Here is a 13854-nt window from a genome sequence, read left to right as displayed (position 1 = left end):
GCGGGCCTTTCGCTTTTGGCTTTCTGGTTACACCGCCGGGCCTGCAAGCTCCAGCGCACGGCGCAGCAGGTTGGCGCCGGTCAGCGCCAGCAGGATCAGCGTCCAGCGCCGGAACCGCGCCGCGTCCAGCCGGTCATGCGCCAGATAGCCCAGCCCCATGCCGACCAGCGCCGGGACGACAAGGATCGCCGAAAACGGCAGGGTCCGGGCGTTCAGCAGCCCCGATTGCAGATGCGAAAGCGTCAGCACCGCCGCGCCGATGAAGAACACCACCCCCTGCACCCGCATCTGCTCCGCCTTGGGCACGTGCAGCGACAAGAGCAGCACCAGCAGCGGCGGCCCCCAGATGCCGGAAATGCCGCCGATCAGCCCGCCGGTCACGCCGGTCGCGATCTCCATGCGGCGGCGGTGATGCACCGGCAGGACCAGGCTGCGCCCCAGGATCTGCCACAGCGCGAAACCCGTGATCGGCAAGCCGATCAGCGCATACATCAGCCATTGCGGCACCCGTGTCGCGAAAAAGGCGCTGACCGGGATGAACAGCACCACCATGCCGACATGCCAGCGCCAGTCCCGCGTCGCCTGCCAGGCCGGGCGCCAGCCGCCGCGCAGGGCCTGGCGGATGTTCGTCACCAGCACCGGCAGGATCACCGCGGCGACCGCCTGCTGCGCGGGCAGAAAGGACCCCAGCGCCGCCAGCATGATCATCGGCATGGCAAAGCCGATGGCGCCCTTCACGAAGCCGGAAAACAGCGTGATCGTGATGGCGGTCCAGAAATGAAAGGGATCGAGGCCGAACATGGCCGCAGGTTGCTGCGCCGAGCCGCCCGCCGCAAGGGCCGTTCGCGCGCAATGAGCGAGACATTTTAGTTCGCATTGTGCCAATATTGCGCATGATAGTTGCGCTGCGGTTGCGAAGCCGTTAGTCATGCTGCAACGCCGCAAAGGAGTCTGCCATGAAGGACATGCCCGCGATGCCAGCCGATACGCCTTCCGCCCTGCTTGCGCTTGCAGGCGAGGCCCTGCCGGAACTCGAATCCCTGCAATCCCGCGCGACCGAGGCCTTGCGCACGCTGGTCGCGCCCTCGGGCAAGCCGCAGCCGGCGCTTCTGGAACAGCACCAGCACGCCGCCCATGCGCTGTCCTGGCTGGCGACCTATGTCGAATCGATTCGCCAACTGACCGGCTGGGCCGGGCGGCTGGCCGAAGCGGGCAAGCTGGGCCGGATCGAGGCGCTGATCCTGCAGATCGGCCTGGGCGAATACCTGAGCCAGATCGCCGGCGGCATCCCGATGAGCCAGACCGAGTTCGCGCGACTCTCGGACCTGGGCCTGGACTGGCAGCCCGGCCAGGCGGCGGCCCAGCTGATGCGCGGCAACACCGCCCCGGCGCGGGCCGAACTGGCGCGGCTGATGCAGGACAACCAGGGCCGCGCCACCTTTGGCGCCACCGGGCTCGACGAGGATCTGGAGATGATCCGCGACCAGTTCCGCCGCTATGCCGAGGAACGGGTGATCCCCAACGCTCATGAATGGCACCTGAAAGACCAGTTGATCCCGATGGAGATCATCGAGGAACTGGCCGAGCTGGGCGTCTTTGGCCTGACCATCCCCGAAGAATTCGGGGGCTTGGGCCTCTCGAAGGCGTCGATGGTGGTCGTGACCGAGGAGCTGTCGCGCGGCTATATCGGCGTGGGCTCGCTGGGCACGCGCAGCGAGATCGCGGCCGAGCTGATTCTGTGCGGCGGCACCGAGGAGCAGAAGACGAAATGGCTGCCGAAGCTCGCCTCGGGCGAGATCCTGTCGACGGCGGTCTTTACCGAGCCGAATACCGGCAGCGACCTGGGCAGCCTGCGCACGCGGGCGGTCAGGGACGGCGAGGATTGGGTCGTCACCGGCAACAAGACCTGGATCACCCATGCGCAGCGCACCCATGTCATGACGCTGCTGGCGCGCACCGATCCCGAGACGACGGATTGGCGCGGGCTGTCGATGTTCCTGGCCGAGAAGATCCCCGGCACCGACGACGATCCCTTCCCGACCCCCGGCATGACCGGCGGCGAGATCGAGGTCTTGGGCTATCGCGGCATGAAGGAATACGAGCTCGGCTTCGACGGTTTCCGGGTGAAGGCCGAGAATCTGCTGGGCGGCGAGCCGGGGCGCGGTTTCAAGCAGTTGATGGAGACCTTTGAATCGGCGCGCATCCAGACCGCCGCCCGTGCCGTGGGCGTGGCGCAATCGGCGGCCGAGATCGGCATGCGCTATGCCATCGACCGCAAGCAGTTTGGCAAGTCGCTGATTGAATTCCCGCGCGTCGCCGACAAGCTGGCGATGATGGCGGTCGAGATCATGATCGCCCGGCAGCTGACCTATTTCAGCGCCTGGGAAAAGGACCACGGCCGGCGCTGCGACCTCGAGGCCGGGATGGCCAAGCTGCTCGGCGCCCGCGTTGCCTGGGCGGCGGCGGACAATGCCTTGCAGATCCACGGCGGCAACGGCTTTGCGCTGGAATACGCCATCAGCCGCGTTCTGTGCGATGCACGCATCCTCAACATCTTCGAGGGCGCGGCCGAGATCCAGGCCCAGGTTATTGCACGCAGGCTACTGGACTAGGATGAAATTCCGGCCCCTGCTGGACAGCGGGGGCGGTTCGGGCATTATGGCAGCAACGCGACATAACGGAGCTGCCCATGACCCGCATCCCGATGATTTCCGTGGCCTTCGCCGCCACGCTCGGCCTTGCTGCCTGCGAGCCCGCCACGCCCGACGTGCCGGGCTCGACCATTCCGACCGGCCCCTATGTGCTGGTCGGCATCGGTTCCGACACCGTGCCGCAGCGCAATGTCGGCATGACCATCGAGGCGGATGGCTCGATCTCGGGGCAGGCGCCCTGCAACCATTACTCAGCCAAGCAGAACGCCGAGCCGCCGGCCTTTTCGCTGGGGCCGCTGACCACGACGGAAATGGCCTGCAGCGGGCTGGCCGGCCGGCTTGAGACGCGCTATTTCCAGGCGCTGTCGGCGGCCGATGGCATCACCTTCGAGGGCGGCGTGCTGACCATCAAGGGGCCGACCTACCTGACCTATGAGCCGGGCTATCGCAAGGAATGATCCCCAAGCCGGAAGGAGGCAAATCATGCGGAAACTGATGCTGGCGCTGTCCCTGGGATTGGCCGCCTGTGGTGCGGAACCGGACGCCGCCGCGCAGATCCCCGGCGAATATACGTTGATCGCGGTGGAGGGTGTCGAGGTTTCGGGCACGCCCACCCTGCGCATCGCCGAGGACGGCGCGGTCTCGGGGCAGGGGCCCTGCAACCTGTTCACCGGCCGCAACAACGCGACATTGCCGGCGCTGGACCTGGGCGCGTTGGCCACGACGCGCCGCGCCTGCCTGCAAGAAGGCGGCGAACATGCGTTCTTCCAGGCGCTCGGCGCGGTGCGCGAGGCCAGGCGCGAGGGCGAGGAACTGGTGATGACCGGCCCGGACGTCACGATCCGCTGGCGGGCCGCGGCGCAGTAAGCCGGGCGACCAGCCGGGCGCGTGCGGGCGGCAGGGGCTTGCCCGCATGGCTCTCGGCCAGCCGCGCTTGCAGGAAATGCCCGGTCAGGGCCAGCGCGTCCTCGATCCCGCCATTGCCGCGCCCGCCCAGCATGGCGGGCAGCGGCAAGAGCCGCGGTGCCCAATCCCCTGCCGCCTGGGCCGAAACCGCCCGGCCCGAGCGCGGGCTGACATAGGCCAGCCCCTCGCGCGATCCCGTCACCGCGCAGCGGGTCAGGTCCAGCCCGAAGCCCAGCTCGTCCAGAAGCCGCATCTCCCAGCGCAGATAGGCCTCGGCCCAGTCCCCGCCCGCGTCCATCAGGTCCAGGAGCGCCTCGGTCGCGGCGGCCAGGCGGGGATGGGGGTCGCGCTCGGGCAGGGCAAAGGTCAGAAGCGCGGTGACGGCGTTCACCCCGGCCAGCGCATCGGCCCCGGCCAGCAGGCCGGGCCGCGCCCGCGCCGGCTCGACGGCAAAGGTGCCCAGCTGATCCTCCAGCCGCGCCCGCCAGCGCAGGCTGACCCGGTTGCCCGGCTGCAGCATGGCGGCCCGCCTGGCGCTGGCCCCGCCCGGCACCAACCCGCGCAGCAACCCCGCCTCTTGTGTCAGCACGGTCAGGATCGCGGCGCTTTCGCCGTGCCTTTGCCGCGCCATCACGCTGGCCTCGCCGCTCCATTCCATCGCGCCGCCTTTCCTTTCGCGCCACCCTGCCGCAATCTGGGGGCAACGGACAAGGAGGCAGGCATGTTGAAACCGTGGATCGAGGCGCAGGCGCGGCTGGTCGAGGTGGCGGCGGGGCGGGCGCCCGCCGATCTGGTCATCCGGGGCGGGCAATGGGTCAATGTCCACAGCCGCGAGGTGATCCCCGGCATCGACGTGGCCGTGGCGGACGGCCGGGTGGCCTATGTCGGGCCGGATGCCGGGCCGTCCGTGGGGCCCGACACGCAGGTGATCGAGGCCGAGGGCCGCTACATGGTTCCCGGCCTGATCGACGCGCATATGCATGTCGAATCGGGGATGCTGACGCCCGCGGGCTTTGCCGCCGCAGTGATCCCGCATGGCACCACGACCATCTTCCACGACCCGCACGAGATCGCCAATGTGCTGGGCCTCGAAGGCGTGCGGCTGATGCGCGACGAATCGCTGCTCCAGCCGATCAGCATGTTCACGCAGATGCCCAGCTGCGCGCCCTCGGCGCCCGGTCTGGAAACCACCGGCCAGCCGATCACCGAGGGCGAGGTGGCGCAGGCCATGGGCTGGGAGGGCATCGTCGGCCTGGGCGAGATGATGAACTTTCCCGGCGTTGCCGCCGGCGACCGGCAGATGCTGGCCGAGATCGCCGCCACCCGCGCCGCCGGCAAGACGGTGGGTGGGCATTACGCCAGCCCCGACCTGGGCCGGCCCTTCCACGCCTATGTCGCCGGCGGCGCCAATGACGACCACGAGACCACGACCGAGGCGCAGGGCATCGCCCGCGTGCGCCAGGGCATGGGCTGCATGATGCGGCTGGGCTCGGCCTGGTATGACGTGGAAAGCCAGATCACCGCGATCACCGAAAAGGGGCTCGACCCGCGCTTCTTCATCCTGTGTACCGATGACAGCCATTCCGGCACGCTGGTCCATGACGGGCACATGAATCGGGTGGTGCGCCATGCCATCGACTGCGGCTGCGACCCGCTGGTGGCGATCCAGATGGCGACGATCAACGCGGCGCAGCATTTCGGGCTGGAGCGCGAGCTGGGCAGCATCACGCCGGGGCGGCGGGCGGACGTGATCCTGGCCTCGGACCTGCGCAGCCTGCCCATCGAGGCGGTGATCGCGCAGGGGCGGCTGGTCGCCGAAGGCGGCAAGCTGCTGGTCGATTGCCCGCGCATCGCCTGGCCCGATGAGGCGCGCAATTCGGTGCATCTGGGGCGCAGCCTTGCCGGGGCGGATTTCGCCCTGCGCGCCATGGGCGACAGCGCGCGGGTGCGGGTGATCGGCGTGGTCGAGAACCAGGCCCCGACCCGCGCGCTGACCGCCGATCTGCCGATCCGCGACGGCGTGATCGAGGCCGAGGGCGAGACCTGCCATATCGCGCTGGTCGAACGCCACCGGGCGACGGGCGGCGTGGTGAACGGCTTCGTCTCGGGCTTCGGCTATCGGGGCCGGATGGCGGTGGCCTCGACCGTGGCGCATGACAGCCATCACATGATCGTCGTCGGCACGGATCGCGACAGCATGGCGGCGGCGGCGAACCATCTGGGCCGGATCGGCGGCGGCGTCACCGTGTTCCGCGACGGTGCAGAACTGGCGACCGTGGCGCTGCCCATCGCCGGGCTGATGTCCGACCGCCCGGCCGAGGAGGTGGCCGAGGCCGCGCAGGGGATCGTCAGGGCGATGCAGGATTGCGGCTGCCGGCTCAACAACGCCTATATGCAGCATTCGCTGCTGGCGCTGGTGGTGATCCCCGAACTGCGCATCTCGGATCTGGGCATCGTCGACGTGACCCGGTTCGAACTGGTCGATCTGCTGGTCTAGCCGTCCGCCGCCAGGGCCGAGCGACCCGGGCTCCGGCCCGGAATCGCCGGCCCGCCCCGGTCCTGCACGGCGGCGCGGCGCCGGGCGCAGGATCGCCCCGTTTCCTTCGCGTCAGTCGCCGTCGTCGGGCACTTCGTCGTCATCGCCGAAACGGGCGTCGTCGTCATATTCGTCCTCGCCCTCGCCGACATATTTCGAGGACAGCTTGATCGAGTGATTGTCGTGGATCGGGTCCATGACGATGTCCGCGGGAATCTCGCCCGCCAGCCATTCGCGGATCTCGTCCTTGGTCTCGTCGACCTCCTGGCCGGTCACCTCGGCGATATAGGCGATGAAGGCGCGCTGGTCGCCGTCGATCTCCTCGAGGTCGCTTTCATCGGCCGCAGGCCATTTCTCGACGATGGCCTCGAAGAAGGCGGGCCAGTTGTCGCGGACGTGAACCCATTTCATCAGTAGCCTCCTCCGCCCAGGCCGCCCTGCACCAGGCGCGAGGCGCCGGTGATGTCCTCGCCCACGCCGGCCACGGTATTGCACGCGGCGAGCGCAAGGACGGCCAGGATGGCTGCGATCCGACTGAATTTCATTTTCTTTCCTCCTGCCACCAGGTTTCTGGCATGAAGCCGGGCCAGTCACCGTAAAGCGGCGTGTTTTCAGGATAATCCAGGTCGGCACGATGGGCCAAGCGGGAAATCCGTGAATAGCTGACCGGGATGACATAGCGTCCGGCGGTTAAGATTCGGTCAAGGGCCCTGACCGCTGCGACGAAATCCTCATGCGTGCGGGCATGACCCATCTCGGCGATCATCGTCTCGGCGGCGGGGCTGTCCATGCCCATCCAGTTGCGGCTGCCCGGCTTGGCCACGCCCTCGCGGCCCCAGTAGAGCCGCTGCTCGTTGCCGGGCGACAGCGACAGCCCGCGTTCATACCAGGTCATGTCGAACTGGTAATTGTTCGTCCGCTCGACATATTGCGCGGCATCGAGCTGCGTCACCGTGGGCCGGATGCCCAGGTTGCGCAGCGATTGCACGAAGATGTCGACGATCTGCCGCATCTCGGCGCTGGTGCGCATGGCGCTGCCGGACTGGTTCAGCAGGATCTCGAAGCTGAAGGGGCGGCCTTCCGCATCGCGCAGCTCGCCCTCCTGCACGGTCCAGCCGGCCTCGCCCAGCAGGTCCAGCGCGGCGCGGATGCCCTTGCGGTCGATGGCGCGCTCGCCGCCCTCGGGCAGGGCATAGCCCTCGATGGTGCCGGGCGGCAGCTGGTCGGCAAAGGGCGCCAGCAGTTCGGCCTCGCGCCCGGTGGCGGGGCCGGGCTGCATCGCCAGGTCGGAATTGGCGAAATAGCTGGTGATCCGCGGATCCTTGCCGCCGGTCAGCGTCATGTTGATGAAGCGATAGTTGAAGGCCTCGATCATCGCCTGCCGCACCCGCCAGTCGGCGAACAGCGGGTTGCGGGTGTTCATCACCAGCCCCATGATCCCCGAGGGGCGGCCATGCGCGATCTCGGATTTCACCATCCGGCCTTCGCGCATGGCGGGAAAGTCGAAATTGCGTTCCCAGCGTGCGGCGACCAGTTCGCGCCAGACGTCGATCTCGCCGGCCTTGAACGCCTCGAACATGGCCGAGGCATCGCCGAAATAGTCATAGCGGATCACGTCGAAATTATGCAGCCCGCGGCTGACCGCCAGGTCGCGGCCCCAATAGTCCGGGTTGCGGCGGAAGGTGATGGCGCGGCCCGGATCGACCTTGTCGATGACATAGGGGCCCGAGCCGATGGGCACCATCAGGCTGGACCGGCCGAAATCGCGCCCCTGCCATTGCGCCTTCTTCAGGATCGGCCGCATGCCCATCAGCATGGAAAGCTCGCGGTCGGCGGCGTTGAAGGTGAAGCGGACCGAGCGCGGGCCGGTCTGTTCCATGGTCTCGACCTTGGACCAGACGGCGGTATAGCGCGGATGCCCCTTGGTCCCCAGCACCTCATAGGACCACATCACGTCCTCGATGGTCACGGGCGTGCCGTCCGAGAAGCGCGCCTCGGGGCGCAGGGTGAATTCGACCCATGTCCGGTCGGCATCGGTCTCGACGCTTTCGGCCAGCAGGCCGTAGAGCGTGAAGGGCTCGTCGATCGAGCGCATCATCAGCGACTCGGCCACCAGACCCGGCTGGGTGAAGATCGGCCAGACCGGGTTGCCCATCAGGATCCAGGGGTTGAGCGAATCGAAGGTGCCCGTCTCGGCCAGGCGAATCGTGCCGCCCTTGGGCGCTTGCGGGTTGGCATAGGGCAGGTGGGTGAAGCCCGCCGGCAGCGCAGGTTCTCCATACATTGCAATGGCATGCCGGGGCTCGGCAAGGCTTGCCAGCGGCATGGATGCAACACACAGGCACAGGGCGATTCGCCGCCAGATCGCGGATTCGTTAGCAAACTTGAAGAATCGCATGCTCGATGGCCCTGTTTTCCGGGTCGTTGGTCCTGCCTCGGCGCAGATTAACCGTCCGTTCACCTTGAAGCAAACTTACGCCTTGGACTCATGGGGCGAAAAGCGTATAGATAAGGCACTGCTCGATAGGTTTCTTGCCTGTATGAAACCTGCCTCATGACTTGCGCCCGCCTCGTGCGGGCGCTTTTTTCTTGGGGATTCCGCGATCACGCCGCGGCTTTCGGGGCGCGTTTCTGGCGGATGAATCAGGCGCGCAAAAATGTGATCGAAAGCGCCCTTTGCCGGCTGGTTGCGGGCGGCCCCGCGCCTTGCCGGACCACCGGTCTCCGACCTTGTGCGGTGCGGGCTTTTTCCCCATGCTGCGGCGGCAACAGCAACGCAGGCGTGGAGGCAGCGATGTTCCAGAAATTCCTTGGCGGCAAGACGGCGGTGGTGACGGGCTCGAACTCCGGGATCGGGCTTGGCATCGCGCATGAGCTGGCGCGGGCCGGGGCGGATCTGGTGCTGAACAGCTTTACCGACGCGCCCGAGGATCACGCCCTGGCCGAAAGCCTGGCCGCCGAGCATGGCGTCAAGGTCCGTTACATCCAGGCCGACATGTCCAAGGGCGCCGAGTGCCGTGCCCTGATCGAAAGGGCCGGCGCCTGCGACATCCTGGTGAACAACGCCGGCATCCAGCATGTCGCGCCGATCCCGGATTTCCCGGCCGAGAAATGGGACGCGATCATCGCCATCAACCTGAGTTCCGCCTTCCACACCACGGCAGCGGCGCTGCCGCTGATGCGCCAGGCCGGCTGGGGTCGGGTGGTCAACATCGCCTCGGCGCACGGGCTGACGGCCAGCGAATACAAATCGGCCTATGTCGCCGCCAAGCACGGCATCGTCGGCCTGACCAAGGTGACGGCGCTGGAGACCGCGAAGGAGCCGATCACCTGCAACGCCATCTGCCCCGGCTATGTGCTGACGCCCATCGTGGAAAAGCAGATCCCCGACCAGATGAAGACCCACAACCTGAGCCGCGAGGACGTGATCGCCAAGGTCATGCTGCATCGCCAGCCTTCGGGGCAATTCGCCACGGTCGAGCAGATGGGCGGCACCGCGGTCTTCCTGTGCTCGCCGGCGGCGGATCAGATCACCGGGACGACGATCTCCGTCGATGGGGGGTGGACGGCGCTTTGACGGGCCGCTGCTTTAGTCATGGCTCGGCGCGGGTTCTGGAGCAGGATTCACCGTTAGCACAGCGATGCGGGGGTGATGATGCCTGGCGCTGTTCGGCTACATCGACCTTGAGGACCGGATCCCGCCGCGTCATCCGCTGCGCAAGATCCGGCAGGTGGTCAACCAAGCGCCGGCCAGCCTTGGCGCTGAATTCGACCGGCTCTACATCGACTTTGGTCGCCCCTCGATCGCGCCGGAGTGCTTGATCCGCGCCAGCCTTCTCCAGATCCCGTTCTCGGTCCGGTCCGAGCGGTAGCTGATGGAGCAGATGCAGTATGACCGGCTGTTTCGCTGGTTCGTCGGGCCCGGCATTGAAGAAGCCGTATGGGTTCCGACGGTCTTTGCCAAGAACCGCGACCGTCTGCTGAACACCGCGAGGTTGCGCCGCCCTTGTGCGCGCATGGGCTACCAGTTCATGACATTCCCGTCCTGCCGGCTGCGGATCATGGGCGCGACCAGGCCCATCGACTTTCGCAAGGGGAGGAAGGGTGTTTGGCTGTGCCGGTGTCATCGATGCTGCGCAGGGATCCATTCACGGGCAGGGTGTTCGTGTCCCGGGCCCGCCGGTCGGACAGGCTGAAACTGTTTTACTGGGACGGCACGAGTCCGTTGATGGCCTGCACCCGGCTGGAGGATGCGCGTTTCACCGCACGGTGCGATCGTCTCATCCAGCATTGCAACATCATCGAAACCGGCAACGGCGGCTGGCGCATCAAACCCCGAGCCTGACGCCCTCGAAACGCAGGTCCGCGTCGGCTATGCGAGCTGGAAAGCTACGCTGCCATGGGCCTGTTCACCATATCGCCAGAGCCCCTTTCGGACGCCGATTGGCAGCCAGACCTCGGACACGGCATGCCGAAACAGTTTTCTGGCAGTCTTGCCGACAAGAAATCGGCGGCAGAACCGGCAACGGCCCTGATTCTCCTTCCGCGGATTAGCCGAAAGCCTGGCCCCGCTGCCATGCGGACGGTGCGGGTGGCCCGAAGCTTTGGCGCGGCTCAACGGTTATGAAACGTGGGTCTTCGTTTTTCGGCAAAGGCGTTCATTCCTTCGCGGCGATCATCAAGTGCGAAGGTCGCGTAAAGCAGCCGGCGCTCGACATAGAGGCCCTCTTGCAGGTGGGTTTCGTAAGCCTTGTTCACGGCCTCCTTGGCCAGTTGCAGCACCGGGCGCGATAGGGTTGCCAGACGGGCGGCGATTGCAAGCGCCTCCTTGATCTCCGTGCCGGCGGGGACGACGCGGCTGACAAGGCCCATGGTCAGGGCTTCGGCAGCGTCGATTGCGCGGCCGGTCAGGATCATGTCCATGGCGGCGGCTTTGCCGACCTGCCGGGTCAGCCGCTGCGTGCCTCCGGCGCCGGGAATGATGCCGATGCCGGTCTCCGGCAGCGCGAACCGGGCGGTCTCGGACGCGATGATGATGTCGCACATCAGTGCAATCTCACAACCGCCGCCAATCGCATGGCCGGAAACGGCCGCGATGACCGGCTTGCGCACCCGGCTGATGCCCTCCCAGGTCGCGGTGATCAGCTGTTCCTCGTAGACCTCGGCGAAGGTCTTGTCCTTGATTTCCTTGATGTCCGCGCCGGCGGCAAAGGCGCGCTCGCATCCGGTGACGACGATTGCGCCAATGTCGGGATCCGCGTCGAATGCGGCTGCGGCCTGCGACAGTTCCGCTGTCAGCTGCCGGTTCAATGCGTTCAGCGCCTCGGGGCGGTGCAACGTGATGATGCCGACGGCGTCTTGGGCCGAGACAAGGATGTTTTCATAGGTCATGACTGCCTCACGCGATGTGAACAAGGATCTTGCCCATGCGGGCGGGGTCTTCGAGGTGGTCGAAGGCCGCCGACATCTCGGCCAACGGAAAGGCGCGGTCGATCAGCGGAACGAAACCTCCTGCCTCCCAGGCGCGGATCAGCCGGCGGAACTCCTCCAACGAGCCCATGGTCGAGCCGTGGACCGACAGCTGCCGCACGAAAAGCCGCTGGATGTCGGCCGACGGATGCGCCCCCGTTGTGGCCCCGCAGGTCACCAGATGGCCGCCGCGCGCCAGGCTGCGCAGCGAGGCGGCCCAGGTTCTTTCGCCGACATTGTCGATGACCAGATCGGCGCCTTCGCCACCCGTCAGGCGCAACACCGCCTTCGGCACATCCTGGCCGCGGTAGTCGATGGCCTCGATCCCGAGATTGCGGAAATGCGCCAGCTTATCGTCGCCGGTGGTGGTGACGATCACCTGCGCGCCCGCCATGCGCGCCAGTTGCATCGCCGCATATGCGACGCCGCCGCCCGCGCCTTGCACCAGAACGGTCCGGCCGGGCGCAGCCGGCATCTGGCCGAAGACCATGCGCCAGGCGGTAAGATAGGCCACGCCCAGCACCGCCGCCTGGTCCATGTCGGCATGAGGCGACAGCCTGACCAGCGACCGTGCCGGCAGGACCACCTGTTCGGCGAAGGTGCCGTGGCGATGCTCGCCCAGGATGCGGGCGGAATGGCAAAGCGGCTGGTCCCCGGCAAGGCAGGGCCGACAGGCGCCGCAGAACTCGTAGGGATAGAGGATGACCCGGTCCCCCGACGCCAGCCCGGAATCGCCCGGCGCCTCGATCACCTCGCCCACGCCATCCACGCCCATGATCAGCGGAAGGTCGTGGGTGATGCCGGCACCATTGTCGCGCATGTAGAGATCGACCCGATTGACCGAGGCCGCGACCATGCGCACCCGCGCCCAGCCTTGCGGACAATCCGGGGCCGGCAGGTCGTCCAGGCTGACCCCGTCGAGACCCCGCTTATGCAGAACGATAGCTTTCATGCAGATTCCTCCCTCTCTGGCGGAAAGGTAAATGCATTGTCATAATATGGCAATAGGTTGCATATGGCGCCACAAACTTTGACAGCTAATGCTTATAAATTCTGGCTTGATGGATGTTCTCCATGAGATTATATATAAATATATTGTCATAAATGCGGAGGATGAGATGGCGATGGATCCCGATACGCTCGCGCAGCTTTGCGCGACCTTGCGCCGCTTCGTGGACGAGCAGCTGATCCCGGCCGAGGCCGAGGTTGCCGAAACCGACGCCATTCCCGAGCGGATCGTTGCCGGCATGCGTGAGCTGGGCCTGTTCGGGCTGACCGCACCCGAGGAATACGGCGGGCTGGGCCTGACCATGGAGGAGGAGGTCATGGCCATCTTCGAGCTCGGCCGCGCCGCGCCGGCCTTCCGCTCGATGTTCGCGACCAATGTCGGCATCGGCATGCAGGGCATCGCCATTGACGGCACGCCCGAGCAGAAGGCGAAATACCTGCCGCGGCTGGCCTCGGGCGAGTTGATCGGCTCGTTCGCGCTGACCGAGCCGGATGTCGGCTCGGACGCCGGTTCGGTCAAGGCGACGGCCCGGAGGGACGGCGACTTCTATGTGCTGAACGGCACCAAGCGTTTCATCACCAACGCCCCCCACGCCGGGCTGTTCACCGTCATGGCGCGCACCGATCCCGGGCAGAAGGGCGCTGCCGGCGTCTCGGCCTTTGCGGTCGAGCGTGACACGCCCGGCCTGTCCCTGGGCAAGCCGGAAAAGAAGATGGGCCAGCAGGGCGCCCATGTCTGCGACGTGATCCTGGACGATTGCCGCGTGCCGGTCTCGGCGTTGATCGGCGGGGTCGAGGGGCAGGGGTTCAAGACGGCGATGAAGGTGCTGGACAAGGGGCGGCTGCATATCGCGGCGGCCTGTGTCGGCCTGGCCGAGCGGATCATCGACGACATGCTGGACTATGCCGTCGCGCGCCGGCAGTTCGGCCGGCCGCTGGCGGATTTCCAGCTGCTGCAGGCGATGTTCGCCGATTCCCGCGCCGATGCCTATGCGGCACGCTGCATGGTGCTGGACGCGGCGCGCAAGCGCGACGATGGCCGGGATGTCGGGGTCGAGGCCTCCTGCGCCAAGATGTTCGCCTCGGAGGCGGTGGGCCGGATCGCCGACCGCAACGTGCAGGTGCATGGCGGCAATGGCTATATCCGCGAATACCGGGCCGAGCAGCTCTATCGTGACGCGCGGCTGTTCCGCATCTACGAGGGCACGACGCAGATCCAGCAGATCATCATCGCCAAGGCGATGGCGGCAGAGGCGCGGGCGCGGGCCGGTCTCTAGCGTGGCC

At 66.9% G+C, this 13854-nt stretch carries 14 protein-coding genes and 1 pseudogene; 8 read left to right on the top strand and 7 right to left on the bottom strand.

The features are described 5' to 3' along the window. Positions 1-27: 27 nt before the first annotated feature. Positions 28-801, bottom strand: a complete 774-nt coding sequence (locus ACNKFW_RS11190) for a sulfite exporter TauE/SafE family protein (RefSeq protein ID WP_333483878.1) — start codon at positions 799-801, stop codon at positions 28-30. A gap of 155 nt (positions 802-956) precedes the next feature. Between ACNKFW_RS11190 and ACNKFW_RS11185 the strand changes: the two genes are divergently transcribed. The 3 genes from ACNKFW_RS11185 (at position 957) to ACNKFW_RS11175 (ending at position 3518) form a co-directional block, all read left to right on the top strand. Further along, positions 957-2612, top strand: a complete 1656-nt coding sequence (locus tag ACNKFW_RS11185; RefSeq protein ID WP_147428674.1) for an acyl-CoA dehydrogenase family protein — start codon at positions 957-959, stop codon at positions 2610-2612. 77 nt (positions 2613-2689) lie between these two features. Beyond that, complete coding sequence (locus ACNKFW_RS11180) at positions 2690-3109, top strand: META domain-containing protein (protein WP_147428676.1); 420 nt, start codon at positions 2690-2692, stop codon at positions 3107-3109. A 25-nt stretch (positions 3110-3134) separates the two neighbouring features. Further along, the gene (locus ACNKFW_RS11175; RefSeq protein ID WP_024845460.1) at positions 3135-3518 is read left to right on the top strand and encodes an META domain-containing protein; all 384 of its coding nucleotides are present in this window, start codon (positions 3135-3137) and stop codon (positions 3516-3518) included. On the opposite strand, the gene recO is transcribed toward ACNKFW_RS11175, so the two are convergent. Further along, a complete protein-coding gene (recO, locus tag ACNKFW_RS11170; protein WP_024845461.1) occupies positions 3487-4215 on the bottom strand; it encodes a DNA repair protein RecO in 729 nt (242 codons plus the stop codon). The genes ACNKFW_RS11175 and recO overlap by 32 nt on opposite strands. 63 nt (positions 4216-4278) lie before the next feature. On the opposite strand from recO, the gene ade reads away from it, so the two are divergent. Beyond that, positions 4279-6054, top strand: a complete 1776-nt coding sequence (ade, locus tag ACNKFW_RS11165) for an adenine deaminase (protein WP_024845462.1) — start codon at positions 4279-4281, stop codon at positions 6052-6054. Between the two features lie 111 nt (positions 6055-6165). On the opposite strand, the gene ACNKFW_RS11160 is transcribed toward ade, so the two are convergent. Genes ACNKFW_RS11160 through ACNKFW_RS11150 form a run of 3 tightly spaced genes read right to left on the bottom strand, consistent with a single transcriptional unit; the run spans position 6166 to position 8491 of the window. Continuing rightward, entirely contained in the window at positions 6166-6504 is a 339-nt protein-coding gene (locus tag ACNKFW_RS11160; RefSeq protein WP_147428678.1) for a hypothetical protein, read from the bottom strand. Beyond that, positions 6504-6638, bottom strand: coding sequence for a hypothetical protein (locus ACNKFW_RS11155; RefSeq protein ID WP_256233525.1), 135 nt, complete (start codon positions 6636-6638; stop codon positions 6504-6506). Before ACNKFW_RS11155 ends, ACNKFW_RS11160 begins: the two co-directional genes overlap by 1 nt. Beyond that, a complete protein-coding gene (locus ACNKFW_RS11150; RefSeq protein ID WP_147428679.1) occupies positions 6635-8491 on the bottom strand; it encodes an extracellular solute-binding protein in 1857 nt (618 codons plus the stop codon). Before ACNKFW_RS11150 ends, ACNKFW_RS11155 begins: the two co-directional genes overlap by 4 nt. Before the next feature lie 396 nt (positions 8492-8887). Here ACNKFW_RS11150 and ACNKFW_RS11145 point away from each other — a divergent pair, with 396 nt between their 5' ends. The 3 genes and pseudogenes from ACNKFW_RS11145 (at position 8888) to tnpB (ending at position 10438) form a co-directional block, all read left to right on the top strand. Beyond that, complete coding sequence (locus ACNKFW_RS11145; RefSeq protein ID WP_024845465.1) at positions 8888-9670, top strand: 3-hydroxybutyrate dehydrogenase; 783 nt, start codon at positions 8888-8890, stop codon at positions 9668-9670. Between the two features lie 82 nt (positions 9671-9752). Then, positions 9753-10097: pseudogene (locus tag ACNKFW_RS11140) on the top strand (transposase); the annotation flags it as partial. A gap of 110 nt (positions 10098-10207) precedes the next feature. Continuing rightward, entirely contained in the window at positions 10208-10438 is a 231-nt protein-coding gene (gene tnpB / locus ACNKFW_RS11135; RefSeq protein ID WP_231486886.1) for a transposase, read from the top strand. A gap of 269 nt (positions 10439-10707) precedes the next feature. Here tnpB and ACNKFW_RS11130 read toward each other — a convergent pair whose 3' ends face one another. Both ACNKFW_RS11130 and ACNKFW_RS11125 read right to left on the bottom strand, forming a co-directional pair. After that, entirely contained in the window at positions 10708-11484 is a 777-nt protein-coding gene (locus tag ACNKFW_RS11130; protein ID WP_028710828.1) for an enoyl-CoA hydratase-related protein, read from the bottom strand. A gap of 7 nt (positions 11485-11491) precedes the next feature. Further along, positions 11492-12514, bottom strand: coding sequence for a zinc-binding dehydrogenase (locus tag ACNKFW_RS11125; protein ID WP_147428681.1), 1023 nt, complete (start codon positions 12512-12514; stop codon positions 11492-11494). Positions 12515-12680: 166 nt separating this feature from the next. On the opposite strand from ACNKFW_RS11125, the gene ACNKFW_RS11120 reads away from it, so the two are divergent. Beyond that, a complete protein-coding gene (locus ACNKFW_RS11120; protein ID WP_147428682.1) occupies positions 12681-13847 on the top strand; it encodes an acyl-CoA dehydrogenase family protein in 1167 nt (388 codons plus the stop codon). Positions 13848-13854: the final 7 nt, after the last annotated feature.

Origin of the sequence: Paracoccus sp. TD-10 (genome assembly GCF_048270675.1) — a bacterium.
Classification (GTDB): domain Bacteria; phylum Pseudomonadota; class Alphaproteobacteria; order Rhodobacterales; family Rhodobacteraceae; genus Paracoccus; species Paracoccus pantotrophus.
The sequence above is the reverse complement of the archived record's forward strand: the minus strand, read 5'-3'. Positions and strand labels throughout refer to the sequence as shown.

Bases quoted from the DNA above. Each gene is read 5' to 3' on its own strand.
- ACNKFW_RS11130 (WP_028710828.1), bottom strand. From the start codon at position 11,484: ATGACCTATGAAAACATCCTTGTCTCGGCCCAAGACGCCGTCGGCATC.
- ACNKFW_RS11175 (WP_024845460.1), top strand. From the start codon at position 3,135: ATGCGGAAACTGATGCTGGCGCTGTCCCTGGGATTGGCCGCCTGTGGT.
- ACNKFW_RS11155 (WP_256233525.1), bottom strand. From the start codon at position 6,638: ATGAAATTCAGTCGGATCGCAGCCATCCTGGCCGTCCTTGCGCTCGCC.
- ade (WP_024845462.1), top strand. From the start codon at position 4,279: ATGTTGAAACCGTGGATCGAGGCGCAGGCGCGGCTGGTCGAGGTGGCG.
- ACNKFW_RS11145 (WP_024845465.1), top strand. From the start codon at position 8,888: ATGTTCCAGAAATTCCTTGGCGGCAAGACGGCGGTGGTGACGGGCTCG.
- ACNKFW_RS11125 (WP_147428681.1), bottom strand. From the start codon at position 12,514: ATGAAAGCTATCGTTCTGCATAAGCGGGGTCTCGACGGGGTCAGCCTG.
- ACNKFW_RS11180 (WP_147428676.1), top strand. From the start codon at position 2,690: ATGACCCGCATCCCGATGATTTCCGTGGCCTTCGCCGCCACGCTCGGC.
- recO (WP_024845461.1), bottom strand. From the start codon at position 4,215: ATGGAATGGAGCGGCGAGGCCAGCGTGATGGCGCGGCAAAGGCACGGC.
- ACNKFW_RS11160 (WP_147428678.1), bottom strand. From the start codon at position 6,504: ATGAAATGGGTTCACGTCCGCGACAACTGGCCCGCCTTCTTCGAGGCC.
- ACNKFW_RS11150 (WP_147428679.1), bottom strand. From the start codon at position 8,491: ATGCGATTCTTCAAGTTTGCTAACGAATCCGCGATCTGGCGGCGAATC.
- ACNKFW_RS11185 (WP_147428674.1), top strand. From the start codon at position 957: ATGAAGGACATGCCCGCGATGCCAGCCGATACGCCTTCCGCCCTGCTT.
- ACNKFW_RS11120 (WP_147428682.1), top strand. From the start codon at position 12,681: ATGGCGATGGATCCCGATACGCTCGCGCAGCTTTGCGCGACCTTGCGC.
- ACNKFW_RS11190 (WP_333483878.1), bottom strand. From the start codon at position 801: ATGTTCGGCCTCGATCCCTTTCATTTCTGGACCGCCATCACGATCACG.